The organism is Mumia quercus (assembly GCF_025506335.1).
In the GTDB taxonomy this organism is placed as follows: domain Bacteria; phylum Actinomycetota; class Actinomycetes; order Propionibacteriales; family Nocardioidaceae; genus Mumia; species Mumia quercus.
Map to the genome: position 1 here is coordinate 456,683 of NZ_JANZYO010000004.1, position 13,463 is coordinate 470,145.

Consider the following 13,463-nt stretch of genomic DNA (forward strand, 5'->3'; position numbering starts at 1 on the left):
GCGGCGCCCGCCTCCCTTGCGGTTTGCCACGCCAGCGTGGGAAACCGTGGTTGGCGCGGCAAGCATGCCCCGCCAACCGGAGCTGCCCACGCTGGCGTGGCAAACCGCAGCGGAGGGGGCGGGAACGAGAGCGGGTCCCCGGGTACGAAACCCGGGGACCCGCCTCGTACGCGATCAGATCAGTTGATCTTGATCTTCATCGAGGTGCCCTTCTGCTGCAGCACCTTGACCTTCACGCCGACGGCCGGGAGCTTGACACCGTGGTTCGGCAGCTCCTCGTACCAGTATTTCTTGGTGTCGTTGAAGGTCGGCTGCGCCGGCTGCGCCCGGATGTAGCTGGGCTTGCCGTTCGTGTGCAGCGTCATCGAGTCGGCCTTGATGAGCCCGAACGGCGCGTCGTACACCTGGATGCGTGCACGCCACGGCGCCCCGGTCGCGATGTTGATGATCGGCTCCGGGTGGGCGTCGATCGGCAGGTTGCGTCCCTGACCGGGGTGGTCGGTGGTGTTGTTGTCACGCACCGACGTGTCCCAGTACGAGATGAGCAGGCCCTGGCCGTAACGGTAGTGCTCCACCCAGTCCGGCTTCGTGTTCATGAACCCGAAGTTGTACGGCCCGGTCTGGAGGTACTTGTCGTAGCCGACGTACGACCGGTGGCCCATGACGTAATAGTTGTCGTAGTCCCTGGCCGTGGTCGCCGCGACGATGCTGAACCCGTTGAACGTCCACGCCGCGCCGCCGTCCTCGGCGCCGTCGGACAGGACGGTGGCGCCGTCGGCGGTCACCGTGACGTCGTCGAGGAACAGGCCGGGCATCGCGAGCCCGCCATCGGTCTTGTAGTACGCACGGAAGAGGATCTTCTGGCCCGCGTACGCGTCGAGCGGGATCGCGAGGTCGCCCCACTCCGGGTGGTCGCCGTCGATCGCCGGCGTGCCCGAGGTGTCCTGACCGTAGTCCTCGCCGTCGATCGTGCCGGCCAGCGCCTTCCAGGTCGCGCCGCCGTCGGTCGAGACCTGGAAGTACGCGTAGTCGTACCCCTCCTCGATCGAGTAGCGCGCCTGCGCGGTCAGCGAAGCCGACGTCTTGCCCGTGAGGTCGAGCTCGGTCGTCATCGCGTTGGCCAGGTCGTCGCCGGAGCCGGAGTAGAACTGGTAGTCACCCGACGCCGGTGCTCCGTTGTCGTGCTCGACCGGCTTCTTCGGCAGCACGACGACCGCGCCCTGGGCCTTGTCGGAGTTCCACTCCTGCGGACCGAGCTCCAACTTCTTGGACTGCTTGTACGAGACGGCCTCGTAGTCGAGCCAGCCCAGCTGCAGCTTCTCCCACGCGCCGAGGTCACCCGGTCGCGTACCGAGCGGCTCGCCCTTGCCGTTGAGGCGGCTCTGCGCCATCAGGGTCCAGTACTCGTTGGAGTTGTCGCCCTTGCTGGTCGTGTCGTACGCGTCCGGCAGGCCGAGGTCGTGGCCGTACTCGTGGACGAACACCGAGAGCCCGCCGTTCTCCGGCTGGATCGTGTAGTCGCCGACCCACACCCCGGAGTCGCCGATCTCGGTGCCGCCGAGCGGGTTCTGCTGGGGGCCGGTGAGCCCGGCGTCGGTGATGAAGGCGTACCAGCGGTGCGACCAGATGGCGTCGCTGCCGTACAGCGGATCGCCGTCGGCCTCGTCACCGCCGGCGTGCACGATCTGGAAGTGGTCGATGTAGCCGTCCGGCTCGTTGAAGTTGCCGTCGCCGTCGTAGTCGTAGCGGTCGTACTCGTCGTACGTCTGCAGCGTCTTGGCGATCTGCTCGTCGGTCTGGCCGGCTTCCTTCTGGTCGGCCACCCAGGCGGTGAGCGCGTCGCGGATGAGGTCCCAGGTGGTGGCGTCCTCACGGCCGTAGCGGGCCTGGTTGTAGGGCACCTTCACCCAGTCCGAGACGGTGCCGTCGATGGTGTAGCGGCCTGACGACTGCGCCTCGTAGTACGTCTTGACGGACTCGACGCCCTTGCCGGTGCCGAAGTAGATGTCCTCGTAGTGCTCGCGGTTGTAGTCCGCCTGCCAGACCGTCGAGTTGTCCTTCGTACGGTCGGGCTCGGGGATCTGGTTGACCTGCGGGCCGTCGAAGCGCTGGGGCTCGACCGCGTTCGGATCGAAGTCGTCCCAGCCGTCGTCGGGGTAGTCCGGGTGACGCTGGTCGCCGAACTCGGCGAGGATCACGAAGACCTTGTCGGCGCGCTCCTGCGCGAGCTCGACGTACTGGTCCTGCTTCTGCGCCTTCTTGCCGCCGCGTGCCTCGAACGCCTTGCGTCCGCGCTTGGTGGCCTGGGCAGCGGCGTCGGCCGGCGCGTACGACGAGCCGACCTTGACGACCTCGGAGCCGTTCCTCGTGACGGGCTTCGCCTCGCCGTTGACGACGGAGGTGAGGGCCTCCTCGCGAAGTGCGCGTCGCTTGTCCTCGAGCGGGTTGGGGAGCTCGTGGGCCTTGGCGGCACGGTCGGCGGTGGTGACGGGTGGTGCGGGTTGTGCGGACCCTGGTGCGGCGTAGACGGCCCCGAACGAGGCCGCGACACCCAAGGTGATGAGTGCCGTGCTGAGACGTCTCAAGACTTCTCCCCTTCTGCAACGGATGGGACCCGGGCCGATCGGCCCGGCGGGTCCGCATCGCCCCCAGAGGCGCAGATGTAGTTGCGGCGAGGAACGAGGCGCACCGAACCCTCAACATAGAAGGCTTGAGGGGGTGCGTCTAGACCGAAAGTGCTGTTGATCTCGGAGGGTTTTGAAGAAGATCTTCGTGGGTACCGTGGTCGGTCTTTTGCCCTCCCCAGACGGACCCTCGGCGTGCCAGGATGCCTTCATGCACGAGGATGCGGCACGGACGGCCGCGCGCTGGATCGCCACGGCCAGCGATGTGCCCGTGCACCACGCGGTCGTCGTCCTCGGGTCCGGATGGGCTGGTGCGCAGCCGGCGATCGGCGAGCCGACGTGGGTCGTCCCGAGTGCGGACGTCCCTGGCTTCCTCGACCCCGTCGCGCCCGGCCACGCCGGCCGGATCGCCTCCGTCCCGTTGCGCACCGACCACGGTGCGACGGCCCGCGTCCTGGTGATCAGCGGCAGGACCCACCTGTACGAGGGGCACGGTGCCCGCGCGGTCGTCCACGGTGTCCGTACGGCTGCCGCGGCGGGCGCCCGCACCTGCGTCCTCACCAACGCCAACGGTTCCCTCTGGCCCCAGTGGCCGACCGGGACCGGGGTCCTCGTCGCCGACCACCTCGACCTCGCGGCGGCGTCGCCGGTGACCGGTGGCACCTTCGTCGACCTCACCGACTGCTGGTCCGCACGGTTGCGGGCGGTCGCGCGCAGCAGGGACATCGCGCTCGTCGAGGGCACGTACGCGATGCTGCGCGGCCCGGAGTACCAGACCACCGCGGAGCTGAGGGCGCTGCGCGCACTCGGCGCCCACGTCGTCGGCATGTCGTCCGTCTTGGAGGCGATCGCGGCGCGCTCGGCCGGGATGGAGGTGCTCGGCCTCTCCGTGGTGACGACCAACGAGCTCGACGACGACGGGAACCGCCTCGCCGTCACCGACCCCGAGAGCGTCGTTGCTGCCGCCGCACAGGCCGCGACCGGGCTCGGGAGCACGATCCACGGCGTTCTCGCGGCAACCCTTCTCGCGCCCGAGCCAGCCCTCCCGGAGGAAGTCCGATGACGATGCAGCCACCCCCGCCCCGCCGCGAGCCGCTCCCGGGCGCCGGTCCGGTCAGCGCCCCCACGAGCGCCATCGAGGCGAACGGGATCAACGTGATCGACGAGTCCGAGCGCAAGGGCACGCCCCGGTCGCTCTTCTGGCCGTGGTGCGCGTCCAACATCTCGGTCTTCGGCGTCGCGTACGGCGCGTACTTCCTCGACTTCGGCGTCTCGTTCTGGCAGGCGCTGGTCGCCGGGCTCCTCGGCACGGTGCTCTCGTTCCTGCTGGTCGGCATCGTCTCGATCGCCGGCAAGCGGGGCTCCGCGCCGACGATGGTGCTGTCGCGGGCCGCTTTCGGGATCCGCGGCAACGCGCTGCCGGCCGCGGTGTCGTACGTGCTGCTCGTCGGGTGGGAGACGGTCCTCGTCGCGCTCGCGGCGCTGGCGAGCGCGACGGTGATCACCGAGCTCGGAGGGGGCGGTGGCGACGGGGCGCGCATCCTCGGGTTCGCGCTGACGGCGGTGGTGGTGATCGTCGCGGGCATCCTCGGGTTCGACACGATCATGCGGCTGCAGCGGTGGATCACGATCGCCACGGCGGTGCTCACCGTCGGTTATGTCGCGCTCACGATCGACCACGTCGACTGGGACGCGGTGACGTCGCTGCCGTCGGGCGGTGCGGCCGCGGTCATCGGCCTCGCCGTGTTCGCGACGGCGGGCTTCGGCATCAGCTGGGTCAACTCCGGCGCGGACTACTCGCGCTACCTCCCCCGTACGGCGCCGGCGGGCGGCGTCGTCTTCTGGACCACGGTCGGCGGCGCCATCGCGCCGGTCTTCCTCGTCCTGTACGGCCTGCTGCTCGCCGGGTCGGACCCGGCGCTGTTCGCCGCGCTCAACGCCGACCCGATCGGCACGCTCGTGACGCTGCTGCCGACGTGGTACCTCGTCCCGTTCTTCCTGGTGGCGCTCGCCGGTCTCGTGGGCGGGGCGGTGCTCGACATCTACTCCTCGGGTCTGGCGCTGCTCACGCTCGGCCTGAAGACGCCGCGCTGGGTGGCCGCCGCGATCGACGGCGTGATCATGGTGGTCGGCGCGATCTACTTCCTGTGGTTCGCCGACGACTTCTTCGGCCCGTTCCAGGCGTTCCTCATCACGCTCGCGGTGCCCATCGCCGCGTGGGCCGGCATCTTCGTCGCCGACCTCGCGCTGCGCCGTCGCGACTATGCGGCGCTCGACCTGTACGACCCGCGCGGGCGCTACGGCGCGTGGAACGTGGCGACGGTGGCGTGGTTCGCGCTCGCGGTGTTCGTCGGGTGGGGCATGGTGACGAAGGCGTGGAACGCACCCGACTGGCTCGGCTGGCTGGGCTACCTCCTCGAGCCGCTCGGTCTCGGCGGCCGCAAGGGCGAGTGGGCCCTCGCGAACCTCGGCGTCGTCGCTGCCCTCGTGATCGGCTTCCTCGGCTACCTGCTCACCGGACGCCGCCAGGTCGCCCGCCAGGAGGCGGAGCGGTCCGTCCGCGCACGATGAGGATCGCGGTCACGGGTGCGTCCGGGAACGTCGGCGGCCAGGTCGTCTCGCTGCTCACCGCAGCCGGCGGGGACGAGGTGGTGGGGCTGTCACGGCGTGGGCCGGTGCCCGCGGACTACGACGACCCGGCCTCGTTGCGCGCCGCGCTGACGGGGATCGACACGCTCGTCCTCGTCACGAGCGACGGCGAGGCGGCGCGGGTCCTGACGCATCACGCGCACCTCGTGAGCGCTGTCGAGCAGACGGGTGTCGGCCACGTGGTCGCCCTGTCCGGTCTGGACACCGACCTCGCGTCGCCGTTCTGCTACGCCTACACCAACGGGGTCCTCGAAGCACAGCTCTCCCGTACGGGGTGCGCCGTGTCGGTCGTCCGCGCGTCGCTCTTCGCGGAGTTCTTCGCCGGGTTCCTCGATGCCGCACGAGCGACCGGCGAGCTGCGGTTGCCGGCCAGCGACGCACGCGTCTCGCTGGTGTCGCGTGCGGACGTCGCCCGGTGCCTCGCCGTACTGGCGCGCGCGGAGCCGACGGGACGCGCCCACGAGGTCACCGGACCGGCCGCGCTCTCGATGCACGACGTCGCCGCGGTCGCCGGACGGGCGTGGGACACCCCGGTCTCCTACGCCGACGTGGACGAGCCGACGTTCGTCGCGCAGACGGCACGCAGCGGCGAGTCGCCGTGGTGGACCTATGCTTACGCGTCGATGTTCGCGTCCATCCGCGAGCGTCGCTGGGACGCGGTGTCGGCCGAGGTCCGCACGCTCACCGGTCGCGACCCGGTCCCGTTCGACGCAGCGTGTGAATTCCGTGCCACCAGGTGACACCGAATCCACACGATCGCTCACCCCACGGCGTGCGTGACGTCCGCGGCGACGAGCCAGGCGACGCTCGCGTGGTCCGCGCGGAGGCCGGCGGTCGCGAGCCGGACATGACGGGGCCCCACGGTCGGTCCGGCGACGTCGGTCCCGGTCCTCGCCCGGATGCCGGCGCGCGCGAGGCGTCGTACGGTCACGTGCGCATCGGGCACCCGCACCCACATCGCCAGCCCGTCGACGCCTGGAACGGCGAGGCCGCGGCGCCGCAGCGCGCGGGCGAGCGTGTGCCAACGGCGCGCGTACCGCCAGCGCGCCTGCGCGACCATCGCCTGCACGACCGGGTCGCCCAGCATCAGCGCCAGCGTCCGCTGCGCCATCGCAGGCGGGAACGAGCCGGTGATGTTCTGCCGGGCTCGGAGCCGCTCGACGACCGCCGAGGCGCCCCCGACGAGGGCCATCCGCACCGTCGGGCCGTGCGAGCGCTGGTACCCGCGGACCAGCACGGTCTGCTCCGGCAGCCACCTACCGACCGACGCGGCCGTCTCGGTGGCGAGCCCGGCCGCGCTGTCCTCCTCGACCACGAGCACCTCCCGTTCGGCGAGCACGGAGGCGAGCGCGTGGGCGCGGTCCTCGGTCACGCGATGCGCCAGCGGGTCGGCCAGCCGGGGCTGCAGCACGACCATGACCGGCCGCGCGGCGAGGGCTGAGGCGAGCGCGTCCGGCACCATCCCGGCGCTGTCGCAGGCGACGTGCAGCACCTGGGCGCGCACTGCGGAGAGGACGGCGCGCGTCTCGGGCGAGCACGCCTCCTCCACGACGACGCGGTCGCCGGGGTGCACGACGAGCGCGGCGAGCTGGGCCAACGCGTCGGCGAAGCCCCACGCGACCGCCAGCCCGTCCGGCACGAACGGCCACGAGCCGTACGCGACCCGCGCGAGGTCGTCGTCGACGTCGCTGCTCTCCGAGTGCCGCCAGGCCAGACGCTCGGCTGCTGCCGCCAGGTGAGGGCCAGGGTCCGGGACGAGGTCGACGTCGTACGCCGAGGTCGCGAGGTCGATCCGCACCGGACGGTCGTGAACGTCGTACGGGTCAGGCCGCTCGTTCGAGGGAAGGCTGAGGTCGTGGACGAAGGTGCCGTTGCGGCCGTCGGAGCGGACGAGCCGCTCGTGGCGCAGCAGGGCCCACGCGGTGGCGACGGTGGTGGCGCCGACGTGCAGCGCGGCGGCCGTGGCGCGGACCGTGGGGAGCCGGGTGCCGTCACGGAGCGTCCCCTGCCGGATGAGGCGGGCGACGTGGTCGGCGATCCCTCGGGCGGACGGTTCGGCCACGCCGGCGGCGAGCCGCGCGGCAGGCATCGACGTGCTGGTGCGACCGGGCTCTCCCCCCATGACGAATTCTTAGCGGCGCCGCAGACGCGCCGCCACCCCACTGTCCGGATGCGGCCACGGCTACCGGCAAGTCCGCACAATCCGGAACAAGCGAGACGGTCCGACGCCCGTGAATGGTCCTTAACGTGAGGCAACCTCGCCGCGCACCCGCGGCGGGACCTCGTGGAAGGGCATCACATGGCACACAGACGAATGCTGTCCGCCGCCGTGGTCACGGCGTCGGTCGCCTTGCTCGGGACAAGCCTGGTCGCCTCCTCCGCCACCGCGGAGGCGCCGTACCGGGTCAACCTGCCGGCCGCTGTCGACGGCATCCCCACCCCGGAGGAGTTCTTCGGGTTCGAGATGGGGACGGAGGGGAAGCTCGCCGCCTACCCCGACGTCCTCGACTACATGAAGGACATCGCCAAGAAGTCCGACCGCGTCGACTACGAGACGGTCGGCGAGACGACGATGGGCAACGAGTACGCGACGGTCTTCATCAGCGCGCCGAAGAACCTCGAGCGCCTCGACGAGATCGTCGAGATGAACCAGAAGCTCTCCGACCCGCGCAACACCTCGCAGGCCGAGGCGAAGGCGCTCGCGCGCGAGAGCGTCCCGATCTACCACCTCGAGGCGACGATCCATTCCACCGAGGTCGGCAACGGCCAGGCGATCAACGACATCGTCCACCGCCTCGCGACCGAGGACTCCGCCTTCACCGACGAGGTCCTCAACAACGCGGTGATCATGCTCGTCCCGTCGCAGAACCCCGACGGCCAGCACCTCGTCGTCGACCACTTCAACCGCACGGCGGGCACGAACCTCGCGCGGACGTACCCGGACCTCTACCACAAGTACACCGGGCACGACGACAACCGTGACTGGACGATGTTCACGCAGGTCGAGGCGCAGTACCGGCTCGAGCTGGAGAAGAAGTTCCGCCCGGTGATGACGCACATCATGCACCAGCAGGGCAACTCCGGTGAGCGTCTCTTCGTCCCGCCGTACGGAGGCGTGACCAGCGCGAACGTGCCGCCGAACATGAACGCCTCCAGCTCGGCGATCGGGCAGCACGCGATGCGTCAGCTCGCCGCCGAGGGCAAGTCCGGCGTGGGCACGCAGGACTACCACATCTTCTGGACCCTGGAGCAGCCCGTCGGGTTCTTCCCGTTCACCGGCACCGGTGCGTTCCTCACCGAGATCGCGTCGGTCGTCGACCTCGCGTACCCGCAGAAGTCGAGCGACGGTAAGCCGCTCGGCCCGCAGGTGCCGACCCAGGCACTGATCGAGCCGTACGAGAAGGACACCTGGACGCTCAAGGACATCGTCGAGTACGCCAACACGGCCACGTACGCGGGCATGGAGTACGTCGCACAGAACGGCGAGAAGCTGCTGTACGACAACCTGTGGTCCGTCCCCGCGGAGTACATGGAGGACGGCGTGAAGTCGGGCGTCGAGGCGTACGTCGTCGAGGCCGACCAGCGCGACCCGTACGCGACGTACGAGATGCTCGAGCGGCTGGAGTGGACGCAGGTCGAGATCGACCGGGCAGCCGCGCCGTTCACCGCGGCAGGCAAGCAGTACGCCGCGGGGTCGTACGTGATCAAGACCAAGCAGCCGCGCGGCAACTGGGTCGACCAGGTGCTCGGCAAGGACTCCTACCCCACCGACGACCTCCCGTACGCCGAGGCGACCACGAGTCTGCCGCTCCAGATGGGCGTCGCGGTCGACGAGGTCAAGGAGGAGTTCGACGCCTCGCTCGAGCGCGTCGAGTCGGTCGAGGTGCCATCGGTGACGATGCCGGCAGCGCCGGGTGCCGCAGGGGCGTACCTGGTGCGGCCGGAGTCGTACGGCACGATCCAGGTCGTCGCCGCGCTGCAGAAGTCGAACATCACCACGTTCCGCGCCGGCAAGGAGTTCAAGGACGGCGGCACGACCTACCCGGCGGGCACGTACGTGATCCCGGCGACGCCGCAGGCGCGCTCGGTGCTCGCGACGGCGACGAAGAAGGTCGGCATCCCGGTCGCCGCGACGGCGTCCGCGCCGAAGGTCGAGGGCATCCAGCTCAAGCCGCGTACGCGGGTCGGCCTGCTGCGCGGGGCGAACAACATGCCCGGCGGTTGGGACATGTGGCTGATGGACCAGTACAAGGTCAACTACGAGGTCGTCGGGGCGCAGGACTTCCAGAGCGGCCGGCTCATCGACGTCTACGACACGATCGTGCTGCCGCAGGGCATCTCGACGGCGCGGATCGTCGACGGGCTCGACCAGAACCGGTACGACGAGGAGTTCGCATGGGCGTACGGCGTGGGTGAGAAGGGCTGGAAGAAGCTCCGCCAGTTCGTCCGGCAGGGCGGCACGCTGCTGGCGATCGGCAGCTCGGTCGCCACGGCGAAGGACCTGCTCGACCTGCCGATCGAGCCGGCGCTGCCGACCGACCGGAACGTGTTCGCCACCGGCGGCAGCCTGCTCAACCACGAGTTCGACAGCTCCGACATGGTCGCGTGGGGCATGCCGGACGAGTGGCCGGTGTGGCTCTACAACACGCAGGCCTGGACGCCGACCGGCAAGAAGGCCGACGTCGTGTCGACGTACCCGGAGTCGGACGTGCTGGCCAGCGGCTACCTCAAGGGTGAGGAGCACGTCGCGGGCGAGGCGAACGTGGTCTCGTTCGACATCGGCAAGGGCAAGGTGGTGACGTACGGGTCGGAGATCACGTTCCGCTCGCTGCCGCGCTCGTCGTTCAACCTGCTCTACAACGCGGTGTACGGCGGACCTGCGGCGGAGGTGAACAAGACCCAGCTCAAGAAGCTGAAGCCCGCCTTCGCACCGAACGGCACCCTGCTGCCGTAGCGCGCCACCCGCCCCGTCCCCGATTCGGGCACTTGTCCACCTTTCGCGTTGCCGAAAGCGTGGCGAACTGCCCGAATCGGGGACGGGTGCGTTACTGCGCGTCGCGGTGGAGGTCGGAGAGTGCGAGGTAGTTGCGGGCGTTGCGGGTGAGACCTTCGCGCTCCTCGGCGCTGAGCTCGCGGCGGACCTTGCCGGGGACCCCGGCGACCAGCGAGCCCGGCGGGATGTCGGCACCCTCGAGCACGACCGCCCCTGCGGCGACCATCGAACCCGCGCCGATCCGCGCGCCGTTGAGCACGACGGCGCCCATCCCGATGAGGGCGTCGTCCTCGACGGTGCACCCGTGGAGCACTGCGCGGTGGCCGACGGAGACACCGCTGCCCAGCGTCAGCGGCTTGTCGGTGTCGACGTGGAACACGCAGCCGTCTTGGACGTTGCTGCGCTCGCCGATGGTGATCGGGGCGTTGTCGGCGCGCAGCACCGCGCCGTACCAGACGCTCGCCTGCGGACCGAGGGTCACGGCGCCGGTCAGCACGGCGGTGGGAGCGACGTACGAGGTGGGGTCGAGGTCGGGGCTGGTCCCGGCGATGGTGCGGAGCAGAGGTGCGTCGGTCATGGAGCCGATCGTGCCACGGCTCACACGTCGCTCATCCGAGGAGTGCGCGCCGGGCCATCTGCGTGAGGAGCTCGGCCATCGCGTCCTCGGAGATGCGCGCACTGTGCGGCGTGGAGTTGAGGAGCCCGAAGGTGGCCTGGACAGCGGCGCGGGCCGTGCGCTGGTCCAGCTCGGGTCGCAGGGCGCGCAGGACCTCGACCCAGGCGTCGACGTAGTCGAGCTGCAGCGCGCGCACCGTCGCACGGCTGGCGGTGTCGAGGTTGGTCCACTCCCGCTCCTGCACCACGATCAGCGCCGGGTTGGTGAGCGCGAAGTCGATGTGGAACGCGACGAGCGAGTCGAGGGCGGCCTTGGGGTCGCCTGCCGAGGCCAGCCGTGCGCGGCCTCCGCTCTGCAGGGTCTGGCTGATCCCGACCAGCATGTCGGACAGGATCGCGTCCTTGCCGGCGAAGTGGCGGTAGAGCGCCGGACCCGAGATCCCGCACGCGGCACCGATGTCGTGGACCGAGACTCCGTGGAAGCCGCGCTCGGCGAAGAGCGAGGCGGCGGTGCGGAGGATCTGCTCCTGGCGAGTCGTGACCACGCAGTCATGCTAGGTCGCCGCAGGCGCGCAGGACGGGAGGGGCGACGGCGAAGTCCGGGGGCAGAGAAAAAGCGGCCGGCGGGGGTGCCGCCGGCCGCTGGTGCCCGTGAGCGGTCTCGGGTCCGCTCACGAACGGTTCTCCTCCGCGTCACGGGGGCCGCGCGGAGGAGATCGGGGTGCTACAGGAAGAAATCTGCCACGAATTCACCGAGATGGGAATGGCATAATGCTGCCGTGTCGCCAATACGACACCCTTCGGGCCGCGGAGAGCGCGGAACAGGAGGAATTCGCGCAAACCACTCCCTGCCCCCGCGTGCGGCGTGGAAAGATCCGCCAAGCGCCCGGACAGACAAGGAGGGGACGCGTGCTCGAGATCCTCGGCCTTGCCCCCGACGAGTACGACCTGTACCGGGTCCTCGTCGAGTCGGCGAGCGCGACCCCGTCGGAGCTCGCCTCGACCCTCGACGTGGACGTCGACGACGTGACTGCCTACCTCGAGTCGCTCGAGCAGCGAGGACTCGTCGGCCGGCACGTCAGCGGCGACCACGAGCACTTCACCGCCTCGCCCCCGAGCGTCGCGATCGGCTCCCTCATCGTGGAGCGCCAGCGCTGGCTGCGCCGCGCCGAGATCGAGCTCGAACGCCTCAACGAGCTCTACCGCAAGGCGGGCGACGAACGTACGGCCTCCGACCTCGTCGACCTCGTCCCCGGCCGCCAGGCGGGGATGCAGCGCGTGGCCCAGCTCCTGCGAGCCGCCCGGCGCGAGGTCAGGCTCACCGTGCGTACGACCAAGCTCACGACGGCGGAGTACGACTTCGCCGAGGAGCGCCGCGGCGTCGAGCGCGGGGTCCGCTTCCGGGTCCTCGCCGAGCGCGGGGTCCTCGACCGGCCCAACATGCTCACGGAGTTCCACGACGGCCAGGGCATCGACGTCCGCCTGGCGCCGTCGCTCCCGTCGCGGCTGCTCGTCGTGGACTCCGAGGTGGCGATGGTCCCGGTCATGGCGTCGCCTGACGACCTCTCCGGCGGTGCGCTGATCGTCCACCGCAGCGGCATCCTCGACAGCCTCATCGCTCTCTTCGAAGGGCTCTGGTCCCACGGCACCCCGCTCCTCCAGAGCTCGCCGTCGTCCCCGGACGACCTCGAGGAGACCGACGCGCGCATCCTCCGTCTGCTCAACGCCGGCCTGACGGATCACAAGGTCTCCAACCAGCTCGGGCTGTCGGCGCGGACGGTCCAGCGTCGGATGAGCCGCCTCATGGAGCGCGCCGGGGTCGAGACCCGGCTGCAGCTCGGGGTGGCGGCGAAGCAGCGCGGCTGGCTCTAGCGTCGTCCACCTCTCGGTCTGTGGCTGAGGTGTCGGCCGGTCACGAGGACGGCGAGCAGGAGGACCAGCTGGAACGCGGGCACCACCGGCCGCGCGAAGCTGACGAGCGCCGCACCTGCGGTGGCGCCGACGACGAGGGCGGCGAGGATGCGGGCGGACCGCGAGATGCCCCGAGGGTGCAGGTCGGCGGCGACCTTGGCGACCAAGGTCGTGAGCGTTCCTGTGAGGTACGTCGAGGACATGCCGCTGACGCCGAACCGCAGGATCGCGCTCGCCTGGATCCCCAGGGCCGTTGCGCTGAGCGCCAGCAGCGGCAGGACCCACACCTGCCGGGGCTCGCTGTCCAGCGCCCACCAGCCGACGGCGTACACGGCGAGGAGGACGAGCTCGAGCCCGAGTGCCACGTTGATGCGCGCCGGCCAGACGTTGTCCCCCGGGTGAGGGCGACCGGCCACCCTGGCGCCGACGGCGACGCCCACGACGTACGCCACCAGGGCGGTCGCCACCACGCCGAGCGCGGTGGCGTCGCGTGAGCCGGCCGCTACGCCGACGAGCACGAGGTTGCCGGTCATCACCGAGGTGAACGCGCTGCCGAGAGCGAGGAAGCTGATCGCGTCCGTGGCGCCGCTGAGGACGGCGAGCGCCGCGACTGCGCGGTCTCGTGCCAGGACTTCGGGGGCAGGATGCTCTGCCACGGCGACGACCGTACA

10 protein-coding genes are annotated in these 13,463 nt (G+C 70.6%); 5 read left to right on the forward strand and 5 right to left on the reverse strand.

The genetic code is table 11. From position 1 onward, the window contains the following. Positions 1-179: 179 nt before the first annotated feature. Positions 180-2,585 carry an immune inhibitor A domain-containing protein gene (locus NYZ95_RS11570; RefSeq protein ID WP_262851423.1) on the reverse strand — a complete coding sequence of 802 codons (2,406 nt, stop codon included), beginning with the start codon at positions 2,583-2,585 and terminating at the stop codon, positions 180-182. A gap of 250 nt (positions 2,586-2,835) precedes the next feature. Between NYZ95_RS11570 and NYZ95_RS11575 the strand changes: the two genes are divergently transcribed. Genes NYZ95_RS11575 through NYZ95_RS11585 form a run of 3 tightly spaced genes read left to right on the forward strand, consistent with a single transcriptional unit; the run spans position 2,836 to position 6,013 of the window. After that, positions 2,836-3,687: a purine-nucleoside phosphorylase gene (locus NYZ95_RS11575; RefSeq protein WP_262851424.1), complete on the forward strand. Its 852-nt coding sequence runs from the start codon at positions 2,836-2,838 to the stop codon at positions 3,685-3,687. Continuing rightward, on the forward strand, positions 3,684-5,195 hold the full coding sequence (locus NYZ95_RS11580; protein ID WP_262851425.1) for a purine-cytosine permease family protein: 1,512 nt from the start codon (positions 3,684-3,686) through the stop codon (positions 5,193-5,195). The genes NYZ95_RS11575 and NYZ95_RS11580 overlap by 4 nt, the downstream gene beginning before the upstream one ends. Further along, positions 5,192-6,013, forward strand: a complete 822-nt coding sequence (locus tag NYZ95_RS11585; protein WP_262851426.1) for an NmrA family NAD(P)-binding protein — start codon at positions 5,192-5,194, stop codon at positions 6,011-6,013. Before NYZ95_RS11580 ends, NYZ95_RS11585 begins: the two co-directional genes overlap by 4 nt. Positions 6,014-6,033: 20 nt before the next feature. Here NYZ95_RS11585 and NYZ95_RS11590 read toward each other — a convergent pair whose 3' ends face one another. Continuing rightward, positions 6,034-7,395, reverse strand: coding sequence for a GntR family transcriptional regulator (locus NYZ95_RS11590; RefSeq protein ID WP_262851427.1), 1,362 nt, complete (start codon positions 7,393-7,395; stop codon positions 6,034-6,036). Positions 7,396-7,572: 177 nt separating this feature from the next. Between NYZ95_RS11590 and NYZ95_RS11595 the strand changes: the two genes are divergently transcribed. Then, positions 7,573-10,227, forward strand: a complete 2,655-nt coding sequence (locus NYZ95_RS11595; protein ID WP_262851428.1) for a M14 family zinc carboxypeptidase — start codon at positions 7,573-7,575, stop codon at positions 10,225-10,227. Positions 10,228-10,318: 91 nt separating this feature from the next. On the opposite strand, the gene NYZ95_RS11600 is transcribed toward NYZ95_RS11595, so the two are convergent. Both NYZ95_RS11600 and NYZ95_RS11605 read right to left on the reverse strand, forming a co-directional pair. Then, positions 10,319-10,843, reverse strand: coding sequence for a gamma carbonic anhydrase family protein (locus NYZ95_RS11600; RefSeq protein ID WP_262851429.1), 525 nt, complete (start codon positions 10,841-10,843; stop codon positions 10,319-10,321). Between the two features lie 31 nt (positions 10,844-10,874). Next, entirely contained in the window at positions 10,875-11,426 is a 552-nt protein-coding gene (locus NYZ95_RS11605; protein ID WP_262851430.1) for an SACE_7040 family transcriptional regulator, read from the reverse strand. Positions 11,427-11,790: 364 nt separating this feature from the next. Here NYZ95_RS11605 and NYZ95_RS11610 point away from each other — a divergent pair, with 364 nt between their 5' ends. Beyond that, positions 11,791-12,753, forward strand: a complete 963-nt coding sequence (locus NYZ95_RS11610) for a helix-turn-helix transcriptional regulator (protein ID WP_262851431.1) — start codon at positions 11,791-11,793, stop codon at positions 12,751-12,753. On the opposite strand, the gene NYZ95_RS11615 is transcribed toward NYZ95_RS11610, so the two are convergent. After that, on the reverse strand, positions 12,750-13,448 hold the full coding sequence (locus NYZ95_RS11615) for a DUF1275 family protein (RefSeq protein WP_262851432.1): 699 nt from the start codon (positions 13,446-13,448) through the stop codon (positions 12,750-12,752). The genes NYZ95_RS11610 and NYZ95_RS11615 overlap by 4 nt on opposite strands. Positions 13,449-13,463 lie beyond the last annotated feature (15 nt).

Coding starts and splice junctions, on each gene's coding strand:
- NYZ95_RS11575 (WP_262851424.1), top strand. CDS start 2,836: ATGCACGAGGATGCGGCACGGACGGCCGCGCGCTGGATCGCCACGGCC.
- NYZ95_RS11580 (WP_262851425.1), top strand. CDS start 3,684: ATGACGATGCAGCCACCCCCGCCCCGCCGCGAGCCGCTCCCGGGCGCC.
- NYZ95_RS11585 (WP_262851426.1), top strand. CDS start 5,192: ATGAGGATCGCGGTCACGGGTGCGTCCGGGAACGTCGGCGGCCAGGTC.
- NYZ95_RS11590 (WP_262851427.1), bottom strand. CDS start 7,395: ATGGGGGGAGAGCCCGGTCGCACCAGCACGTCGATGCCTGCCGCGCGG.
- NYZ95_RS11595 (WP_262851428.1), top strand. CDS start 7,573: ATGGCACACAGACGAATGCTGTCCGCCGCCGTGGTCACGGCGTCGGTC.
- NYZ95_RS11600 (WP_262851429.1), bottom strand. CDS start 10,843: ATGACCGACGCACCTCTGCTCCGCACCATCGCCGGGACCAGCCCCGAC.